Source organism: Acinetobacter sp. WU_MDCI_Abxe161 (genome assembly GCF_025514355.1).
Taxonomy (GTDB): domain Bacteria; phylum Pseudomonadota; class Gammaproteobacteria; order Pseudomonadales; family Moraxellaceae; genus Acinetobacter; species Acinetobacter pittii_E.
Genome location: NZ_JAHPTU010000023.1, coordinates 1 through 22894 on the forward strand (window position 1 = coordinate 1; position 22894 = coordinate 22894).

Annotated in this window: 21 protein-coding genes, 2 tRNA genes and 1 other RNA gene; 7 read left to right on the forward strand and 17 right to left on the reverse strand. The window is 39.9% G+C overall.

All coding sequences use genetic code 11. The features are described from left to right. The 5 genes from KTI78_RS16855 to KTI78_RS16875 all read right to left on the reverse strand — a co-directional run. A partial coding sequence (locus KTI78_RS16855; protein WP_072292276.1) for a GTP-binding protein occupies positions 1-89 on the reverse strand: 89 nt, incomplete at its 3' end. A 95-nt stretch (positions 90-184) separates the two neighbouring features. Further along, positions 185-2323, reverse strand: coding sequence for an elongation factor G (fusA, locus tag KTI78_RS16860; RefSeq protein WP_016142010.1), 2139 nt, complete (start codon positions 2321-2323; stop codon positions 185-187). 177 nt (positions 2324-2500) lie between these two features. Beyond that, positions 2501-2971 carry a 30S ribosomal protein S7 gene (gene rpsG, locus KTI78_RS16865; protein ID WP_001138055.1) on the reverse strand — a complete coding sequence of 157 codons (471 nt, stop codon included), beginning with the start codon at positions 2969-2971 and terminating at the stop codon, positions 2501-2503. Between the two features lie 160 nt (positions 2972-3131). Next, positions 3132-3506: a 30S ribosomal protein S12 gene (gene rpsL, locus KTI78_RS16870; protein WP_002050319.1), complete on the reverse strand. Its 375-nt coding sequence runs from the start codon at positions 3504-3506 to the stop codon at positions 3132-3134. Positions 3507-3707: 201 nt separating this feature from the next. Then, positions 3708-5027 carry an EcsC family protein gene (locus tag KTI78_RS16875; protein ID WP_262446790.1) on the reverse strand — a complete coding sequence of 440 codons (1320 nt, stop codon included), beginning with the start codon at positions 5025-5027 and terminating at the stop codon, positions 3708-3710. Positions 5028-5326: 299 nt separating this feature from the next. Here KTI78_RS16875 and KTI78_RS16880 point away from each other — a divergent pair, with 299 nt between their 5' ends. From KTI78_RS16880 to KTI78_RS16900, 5 genes are all read left to right on the forward strand, one after another. Next, the gene (locus tag KTI78_RS16880; RefSeq protein WP_016142012.1) at positions 5327-6556 is read left to right on the forward strand and encodes a beta-ketoacyl synthase N-terminal-like domain-containing protein; all 1230 of its coding nucleotides are present in this window, start codon (positions 5327-5329) and stop codon (positions 6554-6556) included. 18 nt (positions 6557-6574) lie between these two features. Continuing rightward, the gene (hemJ, locus tag KTI78_RS16885; RefSeq protein WP_016142013.1) at positions 6575-7027 is read left to right on the forward strand and encodes a protoporphyrinogen oxidase HemJ; all 453 of its coding nucleotides are present in this window, start codon (positions 6575-6577) and stop codon (positions 7025-7027) included. A gap of 161 nt (positions 7028-7188) precedes the next feature. Then, positions 7189-7749, forward strand: a complete 561-nt coding sequence (locus tag KTI78_RS16890; RefSeq protein ID WP_239967528.1) for a hypothetical protein — start codon at positions 7189-7191, stop codon at positions 7747-7749. 385 nt (positions 7750-8134) lie between these two features. After that, on the forward strand, positions 8135-9760 hold the full coding sequence (locus tag KTI78_RS16895; protein ID WP_262446791.1) for an NAD+ synthase: 1626 nt from the start codon (positions 8135-8137) through the stop codon (positions 9758-9760). Next, on the forward strand, positions 9753-10781 hold the full coding sequence (locus tag KTI78_RS16900) for a hypothetical protein (RefSeq protein WP_224993228.1): 1029 nt from the start codon (positions 9753-9755) through the stop codon (positions 10779-10781). Before KTI78_RS16895 ends, KTI78_RS16900 begins: the two co-directional genes overlap by 8 nt. Before the next feature lie 43 nt (positions 10782-10824). Here KTI78_RS16900 and KTI78_RS16905 read toward each other — a convergent pair. From KTI78_RS16905 to KTI78_RS16935, 7 genes are all read right to left on the reverse strand, one after another. Next, positions 10825-10901: transfer RNA gene (locus KTI78_RS16905), tRNA-Met, on the reverse strand. 157 nt (positions 10902-11058) lie between these two features. Then, positions 11059-12015, reverse strand: a complete 957-nt coding sequence (gene cntB / locus KTI78_RS16910) for a carnitine monooxygenase, reductase subunit CntB (protein WP_262446792.1) — start codon at positions 12013-12015, stop codon at positions 11059-11061. A gap of 47 nt (positions 12016-12062) precedes the next feature. Next, entirely contained in the window at positions 12063-13514 is a 1452-nt protein-coding gene (locus tag KTI78_RS16915; protein ID WP_262446793.1) for an NAD-dependent succinate-semialdehyde dehydrogenase, read from the reverse strand. Between the two features lie 62 nt (positions 13515-13576). Beyond that, entirely contained in the window at positions 13577-14692 is a 1116-nt protein-coding gene (gene cntA / locus KTI78_RS16920; protein ID WP_002120432.1) for a carnitine monooxygenase subunit alpha, read from the reverse strand. A 42-nt stretch (positions 14693-14734) separates the two neighbouring features. After that, the gene (locus KTI78_RS16925) at positions 14735-15709 is read right to left on the reverse strand and encodes an alpha/beta hydrolase (protein WP_262446794.1); all 975 of its coding nucleotides are present in this window, start codon (positions 15707-15709) and stop codon (positions 14735-14737) included. Positions 15710-15720: 11 nt separating this feature from the next. Then, positions 15721-17367, reverse strand: coding sequence for a BCCT family carnitine transporter (locus tag KTI78_RS16930; protein ID WP_262446795.1), 1647 nt, complete (start codon positions 17365-17367; stop codon positions 15721-15723). A 26-nt stretch (positions 17368-17393) separates the two neighbouring features. Then, on the reverse strand, positions 17394-18506 hold the full coding sequence (locus KTI78_RS16935; RefSeq protein ID WP_016142021.1) for a tartrate dehydrogenase: 1113 nt from the start codon (positions 18504-18506) through the stop codon (positions 17394-17396). A 103-nt stretch (positions 18507-18609) separates the two neighbouring features. Here KTI78_RS16935 and KTI78_RS16940 point away from each other — a divergent pair, with 103 nt between their 5' ends. Further along, positions 18610-19590: a LysR family transcriptional regulator gene (locus KTI78_RS16940; RefSeq protein ID WP_016142022.1), complete on the forward strand. Its 981-nt coding sequence runs from the start codon at positions 18610-18612 to the stop codon at positions 19588-19590. 54 nt (positions 19591-19644) lie between these two features. Here KTI78_RS16940 and KTI78_RS16945 read toward each other — a convergent pair whose 3' ends face one another. The 5 genes from KTI78_RS16945 to coaD form a co-directional block, all read right to left on the reverse strand. After that, entirely contained in the window at positions 19645-20829 is a 1185-nt protein-coding gene (locus KTI78_RS16945) for an OprO/OprP family phosphate-selective porin (RefSeq protein WP_262446796.1), read from the reverse strand. A gap of 148 nt (positions 20830-20977) precedes the next feature. Next, positions 20978-21054, reverse strand: a tRNA-Met gene (locus KTI78_RS16950). 64 nt (positions 21055-21118) lie between these two features. Next, an RNA gene (rnpB, locus tag KTI78_RS16955) (RNase P RNA component class A) lies at positions 21119-21474 on the reverse strand. Between the two features lie 27 nt (positions 21475-21501). Continuing rightward, the gene (locus KTI78_RS16960; RefSeq protein WP_005070936.1) at positions 21502-21765 is read right to left on the reverse strand and encodes a YfhL family 4Fe-4S dicluster ferredoxin; all 264 of its coding nucleotides are present in this window, start codon (positions 21763-21765) and stop codon (positions 21502-21504) included. A gap of 1 nt (position 21766) precedes the next feature. After that, entirely contained in the window at positions 21767-22258 is a 492-nt protein-coding gene (coaD, locus tag KTI78_RS16965; RefSeq protein ID WP_262446797.1) for a pantetheine-phosphate adenylyltransferase, read from the reverse strand. 134 nt (positions 22259-22392) lie between these two features. Between coaD and smpB the strand changes: the two genes are divergently transcribed. Then, complete coding sequence (gene smpB, locus KTI78_RS16970) at positions 22393-22869, forward strand: SsrA-binding protein SmpB (protein WP_002120348.1); 477 nt, start codon at positions 22393-22395, stop codon at positions 22867-22869. Positions 22870-22894 lie beyond the last annotated feature (25 nt).

The following is a 22894-nucleotide window of genomic DNA, read 5'->3' on the forward strand; positions in this document are numbered from 1 at the left end:
GCAGTTAAAGTTGTTTTACCATGGTCAACGTGACCGATTGTGCCCACGTTTACGTGTGGCTTATTACGTTCAAACTTGGCTTTAGCCATGATGATCTTCCTTTATAAACTACTCATGGAGGGTCACCCCATGAGCACTTGGTTTTTAACTAAGAAATTAGTTTGGGCTTATAGTAATCGAAAGATTACTCGTCGTCACCTTTTTTACCGCCAGATTGGAATTTAGCGATAATGCCTTCAGCCACGTTACGTGGAGTTTCAGCGTATTTAGCAAATTCCATAGAGTAAGTCGCACGACCTTGAGACATAGAACGCATTTGAGTCGCGTAACCAAACATCTCAGCAAGAGGAACTTCAGCTTTAATTGCTTTTGTTCCACCAGGAAGATCGTCCATACCTTGAACCATACCACGACGACGGTTTAAGTCACCCATGATATCGCCCATGTAGTCTTCTGGAGTTTCTACTTCAACTTTCATGATAGGTTCAAGAAGGATAGGATCCGCTTTCATGAAACCATCACGGAAGGCATAAGAACCTGCCATTTTGAACGATAATTCGTCAGAGTCGACGTCATGGTAAGAACCATCGAATAATGTCGCTTTAATACCAACAACAGGGTAACCAGCCAATACACCATTCTTCATACGTTCTTGAATACCTTTGTCAACCGCGCCAAAGAATTCTTTAGGTACTACACCACCAACAACTTCTTCAACGAATTGGTATTCTTTACCAGCTTCTTCAACATCAAGCGGCTCAAGACGTACATATACGTGACCAAACTTACCTTTACCACCAGTTTGACGTACGAATTTACCTTCTTGTTCAACAGACTTTTTGATCGTTTCACGGTAAGCAACCATTGGTTTACCAATGTTAGCTTCAACACCGAATTCACGCTTCATACGGTCAACAATGATGTCAAGGTGAAGCTCACCCATACCAGCAATAATTGTTTGACCAGATTCTTCGTCTGTACGAACGCGGAACGATGGATCTTCTTTAGCCAAACGACCTAAAGCGATAGACATTTTTTCTTGGTCTGCTTTAGTTTTTGGTTCAACAGCCAATGAAATTACTGGCTCTGGGAATTCCATACGCTCAAGAGTAATGATGTTTTTCTCATCACATAATGTATCACCAGTTGTAACGTCTTTAAGACCTACACACGCTGCGATATCACCTGCACGGATTTCATCAAGATCTTGACGTTCGTTCGCATGCATTTGCACGATACGACCGATACGTTCACGCTTAGCTTTAACTGGGTTATAAACCGGATCACCTTGTTTAAGAACACCAGAGTAAACACGTACGAATGTTAAGTTACCTACGAATTTGTCGTTCATGATTTTGAACGCAAGCGCAGAGAACGGAGCTTCGTCAGATGCTTCACGAGACGCTTTAGTTTCGTCTTTGTCGTCAAGGATACCTTCGATCGCTTTAACTTCTGTAGGTGATGGTAAGAATTCAATTACAGCATCCAACATACGTTGAACACCTTTGTTCTTGAATGCAGAACCACAAAGCATTACTTGAATTTCAGAAGCTAATGTACGAGCACGTAGACCTGCAATGATCTCTTCTTTAGAAAGATCACCTTCTTCAAGGTACTTGTCCATTAATTCTTCAGAAGCTTCAGCCGCAGCTTCAACCATTTTTGTACGCCATTCTTGAGCAGTATCAACTAGGTCAGCTGGGATATCAGCATATTCAAACTTCATACCTTGAGATGCTTCATCCCAGATAATCGCTTTCATTTCGATAAGGTCAACAACACCCTGGAATGTATCTTCAGCACCAATTGGCACAACGATAGGTACAGGATTACCACCTAAACGAGTTTTAACTTGCTCAACAGCACGGAAGAAGTTTGCACCAGTACGGTCCATCTTGTTCACGAATGCTAAACGAGGCACTTTATATTTGTTCGCTTGACGCCATACAGTTTCAGACTGAGGTTGTACACCACCTACAGCACAGTAAACCATGCACGCACCGTCAAGAACACGCATAGAACGTTCAACTTCGATTGTGAAGTCTACGTGTCCCGGGGTGTCAATTACGTTGATACGGTGTTGTTCGAATTGGTTACCCATACCAGACCAGAAACAAGTTGTAGCAGCAGAGGTAATTGTAATACCACGCTCTTGCTCTTGTTCCATCCAGTCCATTGTTGCTGCACCGTCGTGTACTTCACCAATCTTGTGAGATACACCTGTGTAGAACAAAATACGTTCAGTTGTAGTTGTTTTACCTGCGTCAATGTGCGCAGAAATACCGATGTTACGGTAACGAGTAATTGGGGTTTGGCGAGCCATGATGTCTACATTCCTAAATGTTATATTTAAAACAGGACGCACCAATTAAATTGATGCGCGCGAATATCCAAACAGGCAACTTAAATACCTGCAAAGCCCCCACTTTGATAGAGAGCAATGTTGAATCGAGCTGCTGTACGCATGAATATTCTCCTGAATAAGGCCTGTTTTATCCGCTTAGAAACGGTAGTGAGAGAAGGCTTTGTTAGCTTCAGCCATACGGTGCACATCTTCACGTTTTTTGATTGCTGCACCTTTACCTTCAGCTGCATCAAGCAACTCACCAGCAAGACGTAAAGCCATCGTTTTTTCAGAACGCTTAGCAGCAGCATCTACTAACCAACGCATAGCTAAGGCAGTACGACGGGATGGGCGTACTTCCATAGGTACTTGATAAGTAGCACCACCAACACGGCGTGCTTTTACTTCAACCATTGGACGAACTTTTTCAAGAGTAGTCTCGAAAAATTCAACTGGGTCTACTTTGTTTTTTTCTTGAACGCGTTCTAAAGCACCGTAAACGATACTTTCTGCAATCGATTTTTTACCATCTTGCATTACGTGGTTCATGAATTTAGCGATTGTTTGGCTGCTAAATTTTGGATCTGGAAGGATCTCACGAGCAGCGACTACGCGACGTCTTGGCATTTTAATACACCTAATAATATGACACTTCAGGATGATCCAGCAGTTTGTACAAGTGTCATGTACACGACGCTGGCCTTACTATACGTCGCTTGAATTACAAATCTATGAAGAATTCAAACAAGCGAAACGCTAAAGGGCTTATTCGACTAGTTTCCTAGAATTACTTCTTAGGACGCTTAGTACCGTATTTAGAACGTGATTGATTACGATCTTTAACACCAGCACAGTCTAATGAGCCACGAACGGTATGGTAACGTACACCCGGTAAGTCTTTAACACGACCACCACGGATAAGAACAACACTGTGCTCTTGTAAGTTATGGCCTTCACCACCGATGTAGCTAGATACTTCAAAACCTGAAGTTAAGCGAACACGGCAAACCTTACGCATAGCTGAGTTAGGTTTTTTAGGTGTAGTTGTATAAACACGTGTACAAACACCACGACGTTGTGGACAAGCCTTCAACGCAGGAACTTTGGATTTTTCAACCAAAGTCGTACGACCCTTACGGATCAACTGATTCGTTGTTGCCATATGGCAATTCTCCCGTTATTAAAAAACCTTAAAAAGAAAATACCTCTTTTTAAGGGCACATAATTGTAAGCCAAGATGCAAAAATGGTCAACACGGCAATACATTACCAAATGTTGACCATATCAATGTTTGACAGGACGATTTACAAATTTAAATGGAGGTTAGTTTCACTTTTTAAACCTCCTCTTTGTAAGGGTATTGTTAAGAGTATTTCTTATCTTCCAATATCTCGTCATCATCTTCAGGAGTTAAAGCTGGCTTTTGTTCAGTATGCTCATGCTCTGCTACATGCTTGTCAGCAAGTTTTTCGAGGCCCTGATGAACATTTTCCTGAATTTTTTCTTCACTCTTTGTGCCTTCGGTAGGCTTTAACACAATAGAAACTTTTGAAATCACATCATGATTTTCTACTTTATGATGATGAGCAGCATGAATATTGCCATCCTCACCTACATTTAAAAGTCTTGGGCTAGCTTTTTGGATGAGTGTAACCGCAGCATAATAAGCCTGTAACGGAGATAAATGCTCACTTGGGTGTTCATTTAAATAATGTCTTGCAGCTCCGAAAATTGCTTGAGCTTTATGACCTACATCTTCTTGTAATTTCCAGCTATACACTGCGCTTAAAACAGCTCCGGCAACTGGTGTAAATTTACTAAAAGCAGACAGTTTAGGAATACGGCTTAACCAATCCCATTTAAACTCCCCATCTTCATTTACCAGCCAGTTTTTTAAAGTGTCTATATCTGTGGTTGAACCCAACACTTGCTGAAATTGATGAATATCTTGAGTTTCCAACATGTTTCGTAAGGTTTTCAAAGCCAATAAAAGAGTTTGCTTTTCAGCGATGAGACTAATATCAACTTCTTTAAAAATAAACTCTACAACATCTTGATCAGTACCTTCTAAAAGATCAAAGCCATGTGATCTCCCTGTTTGATAAATAGTTCTTAAAACCAAAACTAATGAAACTGGAATATCTACCGCTGCACCTACAACACCAGAGATACCTGTAATGGCACCTTGTACAGTCGCAATAAGCTTGTTTTGTTCAATAAGTGCCTGACTTAAACGTTGAGAACGGCTGGTATCTTTAGTTAATTCAAATAAATCTTTGGCACCCGCTTCTTCTAGGATTTTTTCAGTTAAGGTACTTTTTGAACTAAAGTCATTTAGCCAATCAAATAAATAGCCTGAGATTTTTTCATCCCAATCCGGTGAAAGAAAAGTAGCAACGCCATTTACTTTTTTAAAATGTCGGCCAAACACCTGACGTGTAACTTTTGGTAAATGTTCTCTTAGCATTTGTTGAGGACTTTCATATTGCTCAACTTCAAATGGGCTTTTTGTTCTCGATCTACCTTCAACAGTTTTTCCAGTTGGGATGGGTTCAATTACCTTACTGACATCACCTGATTGGTTTTGTTGCAAGATACTCAATCCTGTAGAACTGAGCTTTTTAGCCACTCCGAAGACCTGAGAAAACAAATTGTCAGATTGATTATTATTAAATTTTGTCATCAAGTACCTCGATTTTTTAATTTATCTAATTAGAGATAAATACTAGGTGGAATGTGGATTTATCTCAACTTGAATGTGTGTATTTTAGTTAACCCTAAATGCAACATACTATGTATTTGGTTATTTTTTTTAAATGTAAAATTGTCATAAAGATTTGCCATAAGAAATAAAAAACCTTTCTGCTATCATGTTAACAACGAAAAACATGAGTCTCGTTTTCTTACAGCTATATTCTCCTATTCATTTTCATAGCTGTTGAACACGATAGACTCTTAATATCACCATAAAGGGACCTGTAGATGAAACGTGTTGTAATCACTGGTATGGGTATTAACTCATGTATCGGTAACTCTTTAGAAGCAGTTACTCACTCACTTCAAAATGGAATCTCCGGGACACGTTTTAACCCAACTTATGCTGAACTCAATTTTAAAAGTCATGTTAGCGCTGCTGCAGACCAAGAATTTGATAATATCGATCGTAAATTAAAACGCTTCATGGGCGTATGTGCGATGTATGCCTACAACGCTGCTGTAGCTGCAGTTGAACATGCAGGACTTACTCCTGAGCAACTTAGCGGTAACCCACGTTATGGTATTGCAGGTGGTTCAGGTGGTGGCTCAACTGCTTCTGTTGTTGAAATGACAGAATTATTAGAAACTAAAGGCGCACGTAAAGTAGGCCCATTCTTTGTGCCACGTAACATGTCAAACACCATTACTGCGAACGTTGGTGTTGCATTTAAACTACAAGGTATTTCTCATACTATTACGAGTGCTTGCGCAACTTCTGCTGATGCAATTGGTTATGCGTACAACTTGATCCAACTTGGCAAACAAGATCTTATGCTTGCTGGTGGCGGTGAAGAAGATCACTGGTCTCAAAGTTTATTGTTTGATGCAATGGGCGCACTTTGCTCAAAATATAATGACACTCCAGAAACAGCATCTCGTCCATATTCAGCAGACCGCGACGGCTTCGTTATTGCTGGCGGTGGTGGTTTCGTAGTACTTGAATCACTTGAGCATGCGCAAGCACGTGGTGCGAACATTTTAGCTGAAGTTGTTGGTTATGCTGCTAACAGTGATGGTGCAGACATGGTTGCTCCAAGCGGTGAAGGTGCTACACGTTGTGTATTAATGGCACTTGAAGAAGCTAAACAACATGGCGTAGAAAAAATTGACTATGTAAATACACATGGTACTTCTACTCCAGCAGGTGACATTACTGAACTTAAAGCAATGGAACGTGCATTTGGTGAAGGTAAGGTACCTCCTCTTAGCTCAACCAAATCGATGACAGGTCATAGCTTGGGTGCAGCTGGTGTACAAGAAGCTATTTACTCTGTACTAATGATGCAAAATGACTTTATTGCACCAAACATCAACGTAACTGAACTTGATGAAGGCGCAAAACCTTTTGATATCGTACTTGAAAAACGTGATGCAAAATTGAATACTGTAATGAGTAACAGTTTTGGCTTTGGCGGTGTTAACGCTTGCCTTATTTTCAAGAAGTGGGATGCATAATCCCACGTAGGATTATCGATGGATGCACCTTCTGATGCTTTTTTGTGGGTAAAAGCATTACATATTATTGCCGTGGTTTGTTGGTTCGCTGCTTTGTTCTACTTACCACGTCTATATGTTTATCATGCTATGAGTGAAGATGCGGCAAGTCATCAGCGCTTTGAGGTAATGGAACGTAAGTTGTATCGCGGAATTATGTGGCCTTCGATGATTGCTACATTAATAACCGCGCATTTCCTAGTAGATTGGGGTGATGCAACTCGACATTATCATCAAGCCACATGGTTTTACCTCAAAGTTGGATTAGTGGCTTTATTAGTGATTTACCATTTGGTATGTGGCTATTATCGTAAAAAGCTCATCGGAAATGCTCACTATAAATCACATAAGTTCTGGCGATTCTTTAATGAAATGCCAACCTTAATTTTATTTGCTGTTGTGATTTTAGTTGTTGTAAAGCCTCAGTTTTAACTGGGGCTTTTGCTTTTCTTATCTAAGAATTCTTTTATTCATCCCAATAAAATGCTCAATCTATTCAAACAATTATAATTCTCAAAACAGAACTATAAAATTAATCAATACCCTATCTCTTTATTTAGCAAGACCCAACCTATACTATGCTAAACAAATAGATGAACTCATTTAATGGCAAAGCTATGTTAACTTTTAATGCCTTTAAACGCTTAATTCATACACCATTTATTCTGATTACACTTTTTATTTTCCGTCATTTAAAAAACTACCCGATTAGACATCTGACTGCTCAAGAAAAAATATTAGCGCAAATGGTCTTTGGCGATATGCTTAATTGTGAAACACCTAAAATTATTGCTACTCGTTATCTCCCTTGGCAATCTTGCGGTATTTTTATGGCGCCAAATGGGAATATTTATGTCAATCCTTCTGATTACAGCGAAAACTACGCGCTAGAATCTAAGTTTATGCAAGGTATTTTTATCCACGAACTCACACACGTCATGCAATATCAAAAAGGGATTCATGTGTTAGTTAAAGGGGCGTTACTACAATCGGCCTATTACCTCAGTTTTAAAACTTATAATCCTTATAAATACACCTATCATCCTCATAAAGCATTTAGTGCTTATAATATTGAACAGCAAGGTGAAATTGCTCGTGACATTTGCTCAGGAAAAATCCCTAATATCATCTGTTCACCTCAACTTGATTTGTAACTAAATAATCAATTTAGCTTTGAACGTAACATTTCTTGCTTAATGTAAATAAGAATTCTTATACATCAGAAATACTTAAATAGACAATGAAATCGTACTTATTCATTTCAAATTATTGAAAAAAATATAGAAGACTTATTCCAAATTAGCTTGTGATAAGGCAGTATACAGACAATAAAAATAATGAAGCCTGTTTCTATTCTATACAGAAAATCTCGTTATTTTTACGCAGAAAATATGGGATTGGTATATATTATTGATCTTGACATTTTTGTTTACTATTTTAATTGTTTACTATCGTATCATACACATCGTTGAAAAATTATATCCATAAAAATCAACACTGTGTGTATCTATATTCGTTATGATCTAGGATTAGGTTTGAATGAAAAGTTTTAAAGTTGCCCTTGCTCAGTTTTCTCCGCATATTGGCAATATTGACTCAAACACCCAAAAGATGATTGAGCAAGTAAATCAGGCGAAAAAACAAGACGCTGACCTGATTATTTTTCCCGAGCTTTCTGTTATTGGTTATCCGGCTGAAGACCTATTGTTACGTCCAAATTTAAATAAACGTATGCAAAAGGCTTTTGCACAACTTGCCGAAGTTAAAGATATTGTTATGGTTTTCGGATTTGTGAACCAGACAGAAGATGGTCAACGTTATAATTCTGCTGCTGTCATGAAAGACGGTCAAGTTTTGGGTGTTTTTAATAAACATAATTTACCAAACTATGGCGTCTTTGATGAAAAACGCTATTTCCAGAAAGGCCATCAGCATTTGGTGTTTGAATATCTTGGGCATAAGTTTGGTGTATTAATCTGTGAAGATATCTGGTCAATTAATACGGTCAAACAGTTGAGCCAATTAAATGTTGATACGGTTCTTGTACTCAACTCATCACCATATGAAGTCGGCAAACCACAGCACCGCACACAGACCTTGAGTGAACTTGCAAAACAACTTCACCTAAATATCGTGTACGTTAACCAAGTGGGCGGACAAGACGATTTAATTTTTGATGGCACAAGTTTTGTCAGCAATCAAAATGGTGAGATTGCTTTACAAGCACCAAGCTTTAAAGAAGACATTTATATTGCTGAATTTGACCGTGATACAAAGTTATTTAAAGTCACTGAGTCTGCTCCTGCATTAGAAACGTTTGCCGAGATCTATCAAGGTTTAGTCATGGCAACTCGTGACTATGTAGAACGTTCAGGATTCCCTGGTGTAATTTTAGGTCTTTCTGGTGGTATCGACTCAGCCCTCACACTCGCAATTGCTGTTGATGCGATCGGCGCTGAAAGAGTCCAAGCTGTAATGATGCCTTATACCTACACCTCTCAGATTAGTGTAGAAGATGCAGCAGAACAAGCTCGTCGTATGGGTGTAACTTTCGGTATTGCTGAAATTCACTCAATCGTAAATAGCTTCATGCAAACCTTGTATCCTTTCTTTGGTAATTCACCAGCTGATGCTACGGAAGAAAATTTACAAGCGCGTGCTCGTGGCACATTGCTTATGGGCTTATCAAACAAGTTTGGTAATTTAGTCCTTGCTACAGGGAACAAATCTGAACTTTCAGTTGGCTACTGTACGCTTTATGGCGATATGGTTGGTGGCTTTGCGGTTCTAAAAGATGTTTATAAAACTATCGTATTTGAATTAGCAAAATACCGTAATAGCTTAAGTGAAACGCCTGTGATTCCTGAGCGTGTTATTACTCGTCCACCTTCAGCAGAACTTCGTCCAGATCAAAAAGACCAAGATTCTTTGCCAGCTTATGATGTATTGGATGCCATCCTGTACGCATACATTGAAGAAGATTTAGGTCAGGCCGACATTATTGCCAAAGGTTTTGATAAAGAAGTTGTTGAAAAAGTCATCCGTTTAGTTGATCGTAATGAGTACAAACGTCGTCAAGGTGCGATTGGCCCGAGAATTACTTCTCGCGCATTTAGTCGCGAACGACGTTATCCGATTGTCAACGGTTGGACAGCGAATGACTGAGCAGAAAAACTCATCAAAAACTACAGCACTTGCTCAAGCACTTTTGCTTGAGCAGGTGGAATTTTTCAAAAAACAATTATCTATAGAAAACTCACCTATTTATTTCCAGCAGTTCATTCAACTGTTTATGCAACATGCCGATGAAATCAAGCTCCATGAGGTTGTTGATTTAGAACAACTACAAGCCGTTGTAAAACGATATGCTTTTGAAATGCAGCTAGGGGCCGGTTTACTTGAGTTTATTGGGGAAATTGCGCAGCGTATCTATCTATCTGCCATGAAGTCTCCAATTCAGCTACAGGACTTGGTCTCTGACCACCAGTTTGAAATGTGGCTCTCCAAATTTTTGGAAATGGAACATATTCCTCATTATCTCAATCAGTTTTTAAGAACCAGCCCTTCTGTACAGCAACTTTGCCAATACATTGCAACTTCCACCTTAGAACAAAAATTACCTAAATTTCTAACAGCATCTAGAGTGGATGACTACCATTTTGAATGGCAACATAAGCTCAAAAAATTCTCATTTTTACAACAACAACGCCTTGAGCATAAACTTGAAACTTGGATTGCCGGCTTTATTCACGAGCAACTTACAGAATTAAGTCTTTTATCGAGCGAAGATTTAGAAAGTCTAGTGCGCCATGTTTGGGAAGATATTAGATATAAAAAAATGTATGAGTTTATGAAACAGCTCACTCCTCTCGATGTTGAGGAGTTCTTTGTTTTAATTTATGAGTACTGGAAAGAGCTACGCCAGTCGCAATTTATGCAAGATCTAATTTTGTATGGCGTAGAAGTTTTTTATGACTTTTATAAAGATCAGAGTTTATTTGAAGTATTAAGTGAGATTGGTTTAACCGAAAGCGACTTACAAACTGAAGCTTTACGTTTTTATCCGAAGGTGATGGATGCCTTTAATGAGCACGGTATTTTAGAACCATTACTTCAAGCGCTTTTAGCTCCCTTTTATCAAAGTTCCAAAACACTCGATATGATTGAAAAACATTTTAATGAGTAAAAAATAGATAAAAAGAAACCACGCAGGAGCGTGGTTTTTAAAATGGTGGCTATGACGAGACTTGAACTTGTGACCCCCGCATTATGAGTGCGGTGCTCTAACCAACTGAGCTACATAGCCGTAAACTGTGTGCGCATTATCTATAGTTCTGTATAGCAGGTCAATAGGTAAAAACCCTTAATACCCATCAATTGAACAAATAAGATTCAGATCATCATTATTTGTTCTTTTTTTAGCATTTTTTTGCTTTAAACAATTGATCGGCCACGGAAATATATTAAAGATCTAATACTAATTTTTTACCTTTAGCTCTCGATACACAAATCATCATGCTCTTTTGTGAAGCCTTTTCTGCATCACTTAAGTATTGATCAAAGTGATCTGCTTCACCTTCTAAAATGGCAGTTTCACATGTACCACATACGCCTTCTCGGCATAGGCATTCCACATCAATATTTAACGTTTCAATGGCTTGTAAAATCGTCTGATTACTTTGTACTTCAATTTCCTGATTAGACTTAGCAAGTACAACCGTAAAAGCTTCCCCATCTTCAGGAACTGTTGATGCAAATTGTTCCCAATGAATGTACTCGTCGCGATAACGATGCTTATTACAACAGTCAATTACCGCATCAATCATGGGCTTAGGTCCACATACATAGACATGTGTGCCTTTAGGTTGCGATGAAATCAATTCATCCAAATTCAATGTACAACCTTCTGAGTCAACATAGCTAAATACATGCTCGGCATGTTTCTGCTTTAGCTCATCTAACAAAGCCGCATGTTCAGGCGAGCGATAAGCATAATGTAGCTCAAACTCAACACCGCGTGCTGCAAGCTCATCCATTTGAGGCAAGAATGGTGTAATGCCAATTCCACCTGCAATTAAAATATGTTTATTGCCTGTTTCGGCTAATGGAAATAAATTTTTTGGTTCTGAAATCTGAATTTCACAGCCTTCATTACACTGATCATGCATAAACACTGACCCTCCCTTACCTTCCACATCTTTACGAACGCAGACTTGGTAAGTCGATAGGTCTTGTGTACAACTCATTAATGAATATGCATTTGAAAGCTGTTCATTCATTTTGACAATAATATGGCTTCCCCCACTAAATCGAGGAAAGTTCTGCCCATCTTGACGTTTGAACGTAAACCGTTTGATTAAAGGGGTTAGCTGCTCCACATGAGTAACAACCGCCGGGAACATTTCATAATGACTCGCCATATTAGAATCCTTCTTTTACCGCATATTCTTGTTGTTAGGGCTTATCCTTAAAGCCCTAAACACATGTATTTAATGGTCATGAACTCTTCAAGACCATACTTTGAGCCTTCACGCCCAACGCCTGATTGCTTCACACCGCCAAATGGTACAACTTCATTTGAAATTGCTGTGGCATTCATACCGACCATTCCATATTCAAGCTGTTCTGACACTCGCCATAAACGTGAAATATTTTCGCTATAAACATAAGCAGCCAAACCAAAGATAGTGTCATTGGCTTGAGCAACGACATCTGCTTCATCTGTAAAACGAATGAGTGGTGCAACTGGACCAAAAATTTCTTCTTGGACAATTTCCATCGTACGGTCAACGTTAGTTAAAACTGATGGTTCATAGAAGGTTTGCCCTAAAGCATGCTGTTTGCCACCACAAGCCACCTTAGCGCCTTTACTTAACGCATCATCAATTAACTGTTGTGCTTTCAAAACTGCTTTTTCATTAATTAACGGACCAATTTGCACGCCATCTTCAAGTCCATTACCGACTTTAAACTTTTGTACTTCTTGTACAAACTTCTCGGCAAAAGCTTGATAAATATTGTCGTGGACATAAATGCGATTAGCACAAACACAGGTCTGGCCCGCATTACGGAACTTGGCAAAAATCGCACCTTGTACAGCTTTATCCAAATCGGCATCGTCAAACACAATCAGTGGTGCATTACCGCCTAACTCAAGCGCCAATTTTTTAATGGTGCTTGAACACTGCTGCATCAATAAGCGGCCCACTGGCGTTGAACCAGTGAAAGTCAACTTCTTCACTTTTTCATGTGAAGTAAATACAGAGCCAATTTCTTGAGATTTACCGGTCACGACATTAAGCACACCAGCCGGAATACCTGCTTTTTCTGCAAGTTTCGCAATCGCTAATGCGCAGTAAGGCGTTTCATTTGCTGGCTTAATGACAACCGTACATCCTGCTGCTAAAGCCGGCGCTGCTTTACGGGTAATCATGGCGATTGGGAAATTCCATGGCGTAATCGCAGCCACAACACCCACAGGTTCTTTACTAATAATAAAACGCTGCTGATTATTGACGGTTGGAATCACATCGCCATAAATACGTTTGCCTTCTTCGGCAAACCATTGAATAAATGATGCTGCATAACGCACCTCACCTTTCGCTTCTGCCAAAGGTTTTCCTTGCTCAATGGTCATGATTAAAGCAAGTTCATCGGTATGATCGAGAACAAGTTTGTACCAAGCCAATAAAATATCTGCACGATTTTGAGCCGTTAAAGCTTTCCAACTTTGTAAAGCAGTATAAGCAGCCTCAACCGCTTGTGTAGCCTCAGCCGCTCCCATATTTGGAATTGTGCCAATTTCTTCGCCTGTTGCTGGGTTAGTCACTGGAACCGTTGCATTTGACTGTGCAGCTAGCCATTGTCCGTTAATATAGGCATGTTGCTGAAATAATTCAGTACTTTGTAAACTCGACATATCATCTTCCTAACTGAAGAATCAGGTGCAAGCATCTTTACACCTGAATAAATCCATTTGTTTTATTTGTGATGCTGCGCCACTAAATGTTGGAAGTAAGCAATACCGTGTTCACTAATTCCAGAGCGTTGTTTATCAGTCATGATACGGCCTTGACCGCGATAACCACGTGATTTCAAACCACGTTGTACGCTTTCGACCAAGTTCAAATCTTCAGGACGGAATACATTGCGATACCACTCAATCAAATCTTTCTGATCTTGAGTAAGTTCTTCGTTCGTGAAGTAAATATCGTAATGTTGCAAAGTCGTTTCTGCATCCACTGGAAATTCATAGATCACAGTCATGAAGTTGCTGCCCGGTGGTACGTTGAACATTGTGCAAGGCCAAGTCCAGAAACCATGAAACTCAGGATCAGTGACCGATGGATCAAGCTTAAATGACTTCTCAGATGAGCGAGCAAAGCCATATTGCAATGTCCAGTTTTGATGTGTTGTGTGCCAATATTTATCAACTTGTACCGAGTCAGCAAAGCCAGGATGCGCTGGTCCACAGTGATAGCACTCTAGATAGTTATCAACAATTACTTTCCAGTTTGCTGGCGTTTCTGTCACAAAACGTGCTGCCAATTTCAAATCTTTAATTACGCTACATGCTTGATTTAAACGTTCAGCAAATTCCGGAAGTTGGTCTTCTACACAAGTCGCATTTTCATCCATATTAATGAAAACAAAGCCTGCATATTCCTCAACTTTTAAAGGCACCATGCTTGAGTTTTCTTTGTCAAAAGATTCAACATGGTCACAGTTACGTGCCAAGGCTAAGCTACCGTCTAGCTTAAAAGTCCAAGCATGGTATGGACAAGTAATTACATTTTTTGCTTTACCACTGCCACTTAAAAGCTCGTGACCACGATGCGGACACACATTATAAAACGCACGTAAAACGCTATCTTTACCACGAATGATGACAATATTTTCACCAATAACTTTACGGGTAATATAGTCATTCGGTTGTGCCAATTCACTGCCATGTGCAACACAAATCCAGCTTTTAGCAAAGATTGCTTCTTTCTCATGCTCAAAAACTTGCGATGAAGTATAGAAAACTTTAGGAAAAGTCCATGCAACATCTGGGTTTGCACAAAAATCTTCAGGTAATTTTTCAACTGCACTCATGTTTTTACTCCATTAAATTCTTTTCGTCCGAATGACTCGATATTAAATTGATGTCTTTTCGACATTGCCAAACATGCGGCGTATCGCACTCAGCATGTTTTGATATAACTGCTGAACTTCAGGGCAATCACGCATGAGACGTAAACTGCCATGTAATAAACCTTTACCTAAATGGAACTCACTCGAAATTCCTGCTTGTTCCAATTTTTGGGTAAGGAAATAACCGTCATTACTTAAAGGGTCGTATTCTGCAACGGCTACAAAACTGGCAGGCATATCTGAAAAATCCGTTGCCAACAAAGGCGCTAGACGTAAATCCTGCCAATCTTGTGAGTTAGGTGCATATTCCTTTAAATAAAAATGCATATCTTCAGTTGTTAATAACGGCGCATGGGCATGCTTTTGTGCGGCTGGTGTATCAAGTACTGTAGTTAAACACGGATAAACCAAAGCCAGACCTTGAGCTTGCAAACCACTATGCTGTAAATACACTGCAAGAGCTGCTGCTAAGTTACCGCCTGCGCTATCGCCTGCTAGAACGATATTTCCGTCATCAATCTGCCACTCAGAACCATGTTGTTTAAGCCATTGATAGACTGCTAAACAATCTTCAAAAGCTGCTGGAAAACGATGCTCTGGTGCCATGCGGTAATCCACACCAATGACAACTGCATTTAAGTCCTGACATAAATAACTGGTAATAAACTCATGTGAATCGAGTCCACCGACCATCCAGCCACCGCCATGCAAATACAGCACACATGGCCAACCAGCTTCAGGTTGTTTAGTTTTTGGTGAATAGATACGAACAGGTACCGGATGTTCTGCATTTGCAACAACTCGGTCTTCCACTTCAATCTTGCCATCACGAGGCAAAGTGTAGTGTCGACACATCGCGTCATATGCTGCACGAATTGAGTCAATATCCGCATCTGCTGGTGAATAAATGCTGCTCCAGTACACTAGGCTTTGCATTTCTTCACTTAAGACATACGTGGTCTGTTCACATGTAGTCATTACCGTTCCCTCTAGCTGGTTTTTCTATCCAGTTTGATTGAGCTTGCTAGCTCAAGTTGCATCCGTTTTGCATGTTCATCTTGAGACTGGTTTAAACCAATTTCTGTATCATCATAACCTTGTTGCTCAATTAAATGCGATGGGACTTTGGCATAATCCTGAATCAGCCATTTCACTAAGCCATAGGTTTGAATCAGAATAATCACGATAAATGGTAAAGCCGTCACAATGGTCGCCGTTTTCATGGTGTCTAAAGGTGCCTTACTAAAGATCATGGCAATCGGAACTAAAGTCAGCATGACACACCAGAACAGACGGGCATTTGGTGATGGATCTTGTCCTTCACTTAAACCACGTGTACATGTTGCTGAAACCGCATACCCGACCGCATCCATGTGTGCTGCCAAGAACACCACCATAATGCCGAGGAAAATCCACATCATCAGCTTTCCAGCAGGTAACAGGCTGAGTAACTGTCCAATCGCAACCTCACCACCTTGTTGGCTTAAGATTTGCGGTACATTTACAGCCCCATGAATAAAGCTATAAACACTGTAGTTTTCAAACACACCAAAGATGAACCAAAGACCGACACTGCCACCAATTACCATGGCAAAGATCACTTCTTTAATGGTACGACCTTTAGAAACACGCGTTACAAACAGTGCCACACCCGGTGCATATGAAATCCACCATAACCAGTAGAAAACAGTCCATTCACGAGTAAACTTGCCGTCACCCATTGGGTCAGTAAACAAGCTCATATCGACAAAGTTGGTTGCCATTAACCCGAAACTCATTAATGAATTATTCAAAATGAATTGAGTCGGACCAAAGCAAAGTACATAAATTGCAAATAGCACTACACCCAAGCACACCATGTGGCTTAAACGCTGCATGCCCTTGTCCATACCGACATAAGAACTGAGAGCAAACAGAACTGAAACTGCCAAAATAATGATGACTTTAGTCATAAAGGTATTTGGAATACCTGTGAGCTGAGACAAGATATTGGTAAATGTCACGGCGGTGAGTACTAATGAAATCGTCAATGCACCAAACATGCACAGCAAGAACATAAGGTCGACTAAACGCCCAACCACACCTGTTGATTTAAAGCCTGTTACAGCCTCAATCACGGATGCCAAACTTAAACCTTTGTTTTTTCTTACATGGTGGCTGTAGCACAAAGAAATTGATGCCAATGCATAAATTGCCCAAGCACTTAAACCTGAATGAAAAAACGAGTAAGCCACGCTATATTTCAATGCTTCTGCTGACTCAGGCGGTAAGCTCAAACCCGGAGTTTGATAATAATAAGCCCAGTCCAAGAAGCCCCAGTACAGTGTAGAAGACCCAATACCTGACAAGATGAACATAAAAATCCATGACATCGTGGTGTATTGAGGCTTTCCTTCACCGAGTTTAATTTTGCCGTATTTACTAAAGGCCAGACCGAAAGTAAAAATAATGGCCAAAAAAGCAAACAGTAATACTGGGGTTGTAAATACCGATGTCGTCCACTGCATCCATGTTGCAGCAATCTTGATCGACTCTTGCGAATAAATCGCCAAACCAGCAACTGAAATAAATACAAACAGTAAGCTGGTTACGGCAAGAACTTTATCCGTATAAATTTTTGTGTTTTGATTATCCATATCCCTACATCCATTTTTGGATGGCGTTATTCCATAGCGAACACGTCCATTTTAGTTTGGGCTACACACGATGCAATTGCATCTCCTACCTCATAAGTTTTTGCCTGACCGCCGATATCGGCTGTTTTTGGCCCATTAATTAATACATTCTCAATCGCCTGCATAATGTCCTGACCTGCTTGAATGCAGCGTTCATCATCTTCGCCAAAGAATTCAAACATCATGGCGCCCGACCAAATCGCAGCGATCGGGTTGGCAATTTGTTTACCGTAAATATCTGGTGCTGAACCATGTACAGGTTCAAACAATGATGGAAATTTTCTTTCTGGGTTTAAATTTGCAGAAGCAGCCAAACCAATTGTTCCTGTACATGCAGGACCTAAATCGGAAAGAATGTCACCAAATAAATTGGATGCCACAACCACATCAAAACGTTCAGGTTGTAAAACAAAACGAGCCGCTAAAATATCAACATGCTGTTTATCAGCCTGAATTTGTGGATATTGTTTTGCCATTGCATCAACGCGTTCATCCCAGTACGGCATACTAACTGCAATACCATTGGACTTAGTCGCTGCTGTAATCTTTTTCGCATCACGCTGATTTGCAAACTCAAATGCATAACGCAAAATTCGGTCTACACCATGACGTGTAAATACTGCTTCTTGTAAAACAAACTCTCGGTCTGTTCCTTCAAAAGCTTTACCACCAATGGCTGAGTATTCACCTTCACTATTTTCACGAACCACGTAGAAGTCGATATCGCCCGGTTTTTTACCTACCAATGGACATTTCACACCCGGCATTAAGCGCACTGGACGTAAATTCACATATTGGTCAAAACCACGACGGAACTGGAGCAATGAACCCCAAAGCGAAATATGATCAGGCACTTTATCTGGCCAGCCTACAGCACCAAAATAAATTGCATCGTAGCCCTGTAGAGTTTCAAACCAGTCATCCGGCATCATTTTGCCGTGCTCAAGGTAGTAGTCACAGCTTGCCCAATCGAAAGCATCTAACTGAAGCTCAATGCCGTACTTCTCTGCTGCTGCCTTTACAACCTTAATGCCTTCTGGTAGAACTTCTAAACCAATGCCATCGCCTGCAATCGTGGCAACTTTATATCTTTTTGCCATAAGCTTCCTTCACACCTTCGACTAATATCCTTGTATGGCTTAAACATGATGTTTTAAGCAAAAATGATCAACAACAGAACTATCACTCCAATGGACACGGATCGTGAACAATCTACCTAACCTATCGGATTTAAAGGTTTTTTGCACAGTCGCCAAACTAAAAAGTTTTGTCGAATCTGCTGAGGAACTTGGGACATCGCCAGCTTTTATTAGCAAGCGAATTAATATTTTAGAAAACACGTTAAGCTGCAAACTCTTTCATCGCAGCACGCGTCATGTCAGCTTAACGGAAGATGGCAAACTCATCCTTGAGAGAGTTTCAAATATTCTTGAAGAATTTGATGAAGTCTGTGAACTGGTCAATAACCCGCTGAGTACGCCTACAGGTCGTATGGATATTATTAGTAGCTTTGGTTTTGGCAGAAAGCATATCGCACCAATTCTGTCTAAATTAATGATGCTTTATCCAAAGCTCCAAATTCATTTTGACACTATCGACAATACCAAAGACCTAATTCAACACAGTATTGATTTGGACATTAGAATTGGTAATGAAATTGCGCCGAATATGATTGCAAAGAAGCTGGCTTCCAATTTTAGGATTTTATGTGCATCGCCAAGCTATTTACTTAAACATGGCGTACCTGACAGCATTGAAGATCTGCAATCACATGACTGCTTAACGATTAGTGAACGCGATCAATCCTCGGTACTCTGGAAATTTAGGCATGCTTCTGAAGATGTCTCCGTACATATCAAACCCCGTTTTGTTTCAAATAACGGCGAGATTATTCATCAGCTTGCCATAGAAGGTCACGGTATTATTTTCCGGTCAATTTGGGATGTTGCAGATGAGTTGATTACAGGCCAACTTCAGCATATTTTACCTGAGTACTGGCAAGATGCAGATATTTGGGCGGTTTATCCATCACGGCTTAAAAGCTCATCTAAATTACAGACTTGTATTTTGTTTATTCAAAACGAGCTACTCAATCGTTTACAGCATGTTCAAAACCTAAACCGAGGGCAACTCATTTCTCCAGCAGTTAAACGAGAACCACCGCCTGAAAAAGTCTTTCTATGAAAAAAAGCCCTAAGTGAGGCCTATTCACTTAGGGCAATAAATTGCTTTTAAATTTTAAAAATAATATCCGATTGAAAGATAAAATAATTTATCCCAATCATTACTGCTACCTTGTGCAAGGCCATCAGCCCCACCGCCAACCATTGGATCATTCTTACTCATAATGTATTCACCCTGAATACCAATGGCTTTGTAATTAAAATAAACTCCTGCAATTAAGCGTTCAGAGTCTTTATAGCCATCCTCATCTTTAAAGAAGCGGCTATGAGAGATATAAGGTTTAATATTTTCAAGTTTGTGGAATGGCTGAGCAAACGTATAGTTAATTTCATTGACCAAATATTTACCCTTATTGGCGACTTGATATGGATAATCAAATGCTCCAATGGTTGAGCTATTTGGAAATAAATTATCGCCATTCGTGACATCTTGCTTCCCAGCTAAGAACATCCATTGCCATGCTTGATATTGCGTTTGAGCAAAAACGTTCCATGACTTACGATGACCATCCTCTTCAGTTCTTTTATTTTCTAAATCAGAGTACCAAACTGAACCACCTAACTCGGTCGAAAAATTTTGTGCCTTATCAAGCTCAAATTTTCTAGACGCTCGAGCAATCCACATATTTTTTTCTTCAATATTAGTTCCTGTCGTTAAATCATCAGCTTCAACGAAATTACCGCTATATCTGCTTGAGTCTTTTGAAGTTCCTTTATAATTTCCGCCATCAGTTGGATAGAAACCTAAAGTTAAATTATATTTATTATCTGCAAATTTATATTTAATCCCCAGATTACCGATGTCTTCTAAACCGACTGTATTTAAAAGCGTTTCGTAGTAACTACTCCCCCAAAATTCGCCAAAGCCAAAATCAACGGGTTGTAAACCTACCGTGATTCTCTGCTGGTCAGATAACTTATAGCCCACCCAAGCTTTTTTTAGAAAAATCGCATCACATAAGCGATCATATTGATAACAACGGGCATCCGCACCTGCAATCCAATCCGGATTCTCATAACCTAGCACTAATTTAATATCAGTTAATCGCCAGTCATCATTTTGAGAACCTTCATTTGCATCAACTACATAATCTTTATGCAAATAGCGGGAACGCACGGCGCCAGAAACTTTAAACTGACCTGAATCTAAAGTTGAATCTCCCCAATTTAAATCGGCCGCAGAAACCTCTACTCCCGCAGTTAAACTTAAAATTCCTAAAAATAATAATGACCTTTTCATGTCTTCAACATCCTTGTTAAGTGTTATAAGAACATGAAGAAATTGATCTAGACAAACAATGCCATAACTATAAAGTCGGTCTTTACAAACTGTGTTTAATCAAAAAGTGAGCATAAAAAAAGACCACGCAGGAGCGTGGTCTATAAAATGGTGGCTATGACGAGACTTGAACTTGTGACCCCCGCATTATGAGTGCGGTGCTCTAACCAACTGAGCTACATAGCCGAAAACTGTGCGCGCATTATCTTAACTTCTTTAACGCACGTCAAGAAAAATTTTAAATAAAATGAGGTGAAGTGAGCCTATAAGCCGGGTTCTGTCGAGGATGGTCATTCCTCTAGGCGTACAATCACTCATACGCTCAAGCGACCTACCCGAATCCAGTACGGGCCGTACCTCAGGATTCCTATTTGGTCTTGCTTCTGGTGGGGTTTACCATGCCGTGAACTGTTACCAGACACGCGGTGCGCTCTTACCGCACCCTTTCACCCTTACCTCACGAATGAGGCGGTCTACTCTCTGCTGCACTTTCCGTCGGCTTTCACCGCCCAGGCGTTACCTGGCACCCTGCCCTATGAAGCCCGGACTTTCCTCCCCTGCTTCAGTCACGAAGACCTCCACAGCAGCGACCATCCAGCTCACTTCAGGGGCGCATATTAACAAATTTATTCATTAATTGCTTGTGCTTTTTTGAGCAATTAATTTTTTATATTTGTCGAATAGCTCATCTTCCGTTTCCACATGTTGCGGATCTTTAGGAATACAGTCCACTGGACAAAATAACTGACACTGCGGCTGGTCATGATGACCAACGCATTCAGTGCATAAATCGGGATGAATTTCGTAAATCACCTCACCCATGAAAATAGCTTCATTTGGGCAAACTGGTTCACAAACATCACAGTTTATGCATTCATCGGTAATATATAGCGACACGTTACCAACCTTGTTGATGTTTACGTTCAAAGGCCTCAACCACAGCTTGCGGAACAAACTTGGTTACATCCCCTTTTAAACGAGCAATTTCCCGAATCAATGTCGAAGAAATAAATGAATACTGCTCAGATGGTGTTAAAAATACTGCTTCAAAATATGGGTCAAGTTGACGGTTCATATTGGCAAGTTGAAATTCATATTCAAAATCAGAAACTGCTCTTAAACCACGAAGTACTGCTGTTGCCTTTTGCTCTTTGAAAAAATTAACGAGCAAACCATCAAAACCAACAAATTCCACATTTGATAAATGGCTTAATGAGGTTTGGGCCAGTTCAACTCTCTCTTCTAAACTGAACAAAGGGTTTTTATGATGTCCAATTGCAATTGCTACTACAACCTCATCAAACATTCTTGATGCTCTAGTAACTAAATCAACGTGTCCATTCGTGATGGGGTCAAATGTTCCAGGATAAATTACACGCGTTTTAGACATCCGCTAGTACTCTAATTGTATTGTGAACCTATTTTAGCAAAAGTTATACATGAGGCGAAATATTGACGTGCAGGAAAAACTTCACCTTAGCATCAGTTTACGGCACAATAGGGGCAATTGTGGAAGTTTGAATTATGGCGAAAGCAACAGTAGTAAAGAAACATAATGGCGGAACCATCGCACAAAATAAACGTGCCCGTCATGATTATTTTATCGAAGAAAAATTTGAAGCTGGTATGTCTTTACTCGGCTGGGAAGTAAAGTCTTTACGTGCTGGTCGCATGAGTTTGACAGAAAGTTATGTCATTTTTAAGAATGGTGAAGCGTTTTTATTTGGTGCACAAATTCAACCGCTCCTTTCGGCGTCTACTCATGTAGTACCTGAAGCTACACGTACACGTAAATTATTATTATCACGCCGAGAACTAGAAAAGCTAACAGGTTCAGTGAACCAAAAAGGTTACTCATGTGTTCCTTTAGCATGTTATTGGAAAGGTCACTTGGTTAAACTTGAAATTGCTCTGGTGAAAGGTAAACAGCTTCATGACAAACGTGCGACTGAAAAAGATCGCGATTGGCAACGTGATAAAGCTCGTATATTTCATAAGTAATTAAATAAAAAGCCTCTTTCTTAGA

Coding starts and splice junctions, on each gene's coding strand:
- KTI78_RS16915 (WP_262446793.1), bottom strand. CDS start 13,514: ATGTCGAGTTTACAAAGTACTGAATTATTTCAGCAACATGCCTATATT.
- KTI78_RS16890 (WP_239967528.1), top strand. CDS start 7,189: ATGAACTCATTTAATGGCAAAGCTATGTTAACTTTTAATGCCTTTAAA.
- KTI78_RS16875 (WP_262446790.1), bottom strand. CDS start 5,027: ATGACAAAATTTAATAATAATCAATCTGACAATTTGTTTTCTCAGGTC.
- cntB (WP_262446792.1), bottom strand. CDS start 12,015: ATGGCGAGTCATTATGAAATGTTCCCGGCGGTTGTTACTCATGTGGAG.
- KTI78_RS16880 (WP_016142012.1), top strand. CDS start 5,327: ATGAAACGTGTTGTAATCACTGGTATGGGTATTAACTCATGTATCGGT.
- rpsG (WP_001138055.1), bottom strand. CDS start 2,971: ATGCCAAGACGTCGCGTAGTCGCTGCTCGTGAGATCCTTCCAGATCCA.
- coaD (WP_262446797.1), bottom strand. CDS start 22,258: ATGTCTAAAACGCGTGTAATTTATCCTGGAACATTTGACCCCATCACG.
- KTI78_RS16930 (WP_262446795.1), bottom strand. CDS start 17,367: ATGGATAATCAAAACACAAAAATTTATACGGATAAAGTTCTTGCCGTA.
- KTI78_RS16895 (WP_262446791.1), top strand. CDS start 8,135: ATGAAAAGTTTTAAAGTTGCCCTTGCTCAGTTTTCTCCGCATATTGGC.
- KTI78_RS16900 (WP_224993228.1), top strand. CDS start 9,753: ATGACTGAGCAGAAAAACTCATCAAAAACTACAGCACTTGCTCAAGCA.
- rpsL (WP_002050319.1), bottom strand. CDS start 3,506: ATGGCAACAACGAATCAGTTGATCCGTAAGGGTCGTACGACTTTGGTT.
- fusA (WP_016142010.1), bottom strand. CDS start 2,323: ATGGCTCGCCAAACCCCAATTACTCGTTACCGTAACATCGGTATTTCT.
- KTI78_RS16935 (WP_016142021.1), bottom strand. CDS start 18,506: ATGGCAAAAAGATATAAAGTTGCCACGATTGCAGGCGATGGCATTGGT.
- smpB (WP_002120348.1), top strand. CDS start 22,393: ATGGCGAAAGCAACAGTAGTAAAGAAACATAATGGCGGAACCATCGCA.
- hemJ (WP_016142013.1), top strand. CDS start 6,575: ATGGATGCACCTTCTGATGCTTTTTTGTGGGTAAAAGCATTACATATT.
- KTI78_RS16945 (WP_262446796.1), bottom strand. CDS start 20,829: ATGAAAAGGTCATTATTATTTTTAGGAATTTTAAGTTTAACTGCGGGA.
- KTI78_RS16925 (WP_262446794.1), bottom strand. CDS start 15,709: ATGACTACATGTGAACAGACCACGTATGTCTTAAGTGAAGAAATGCAA.
- cntA (WP_002120432.1), bottom strand. CDS start 14,692: ATGAGTGCAGTTGAAAAATTACCTGAAGATTTTTGTGCAAACCCAGAT.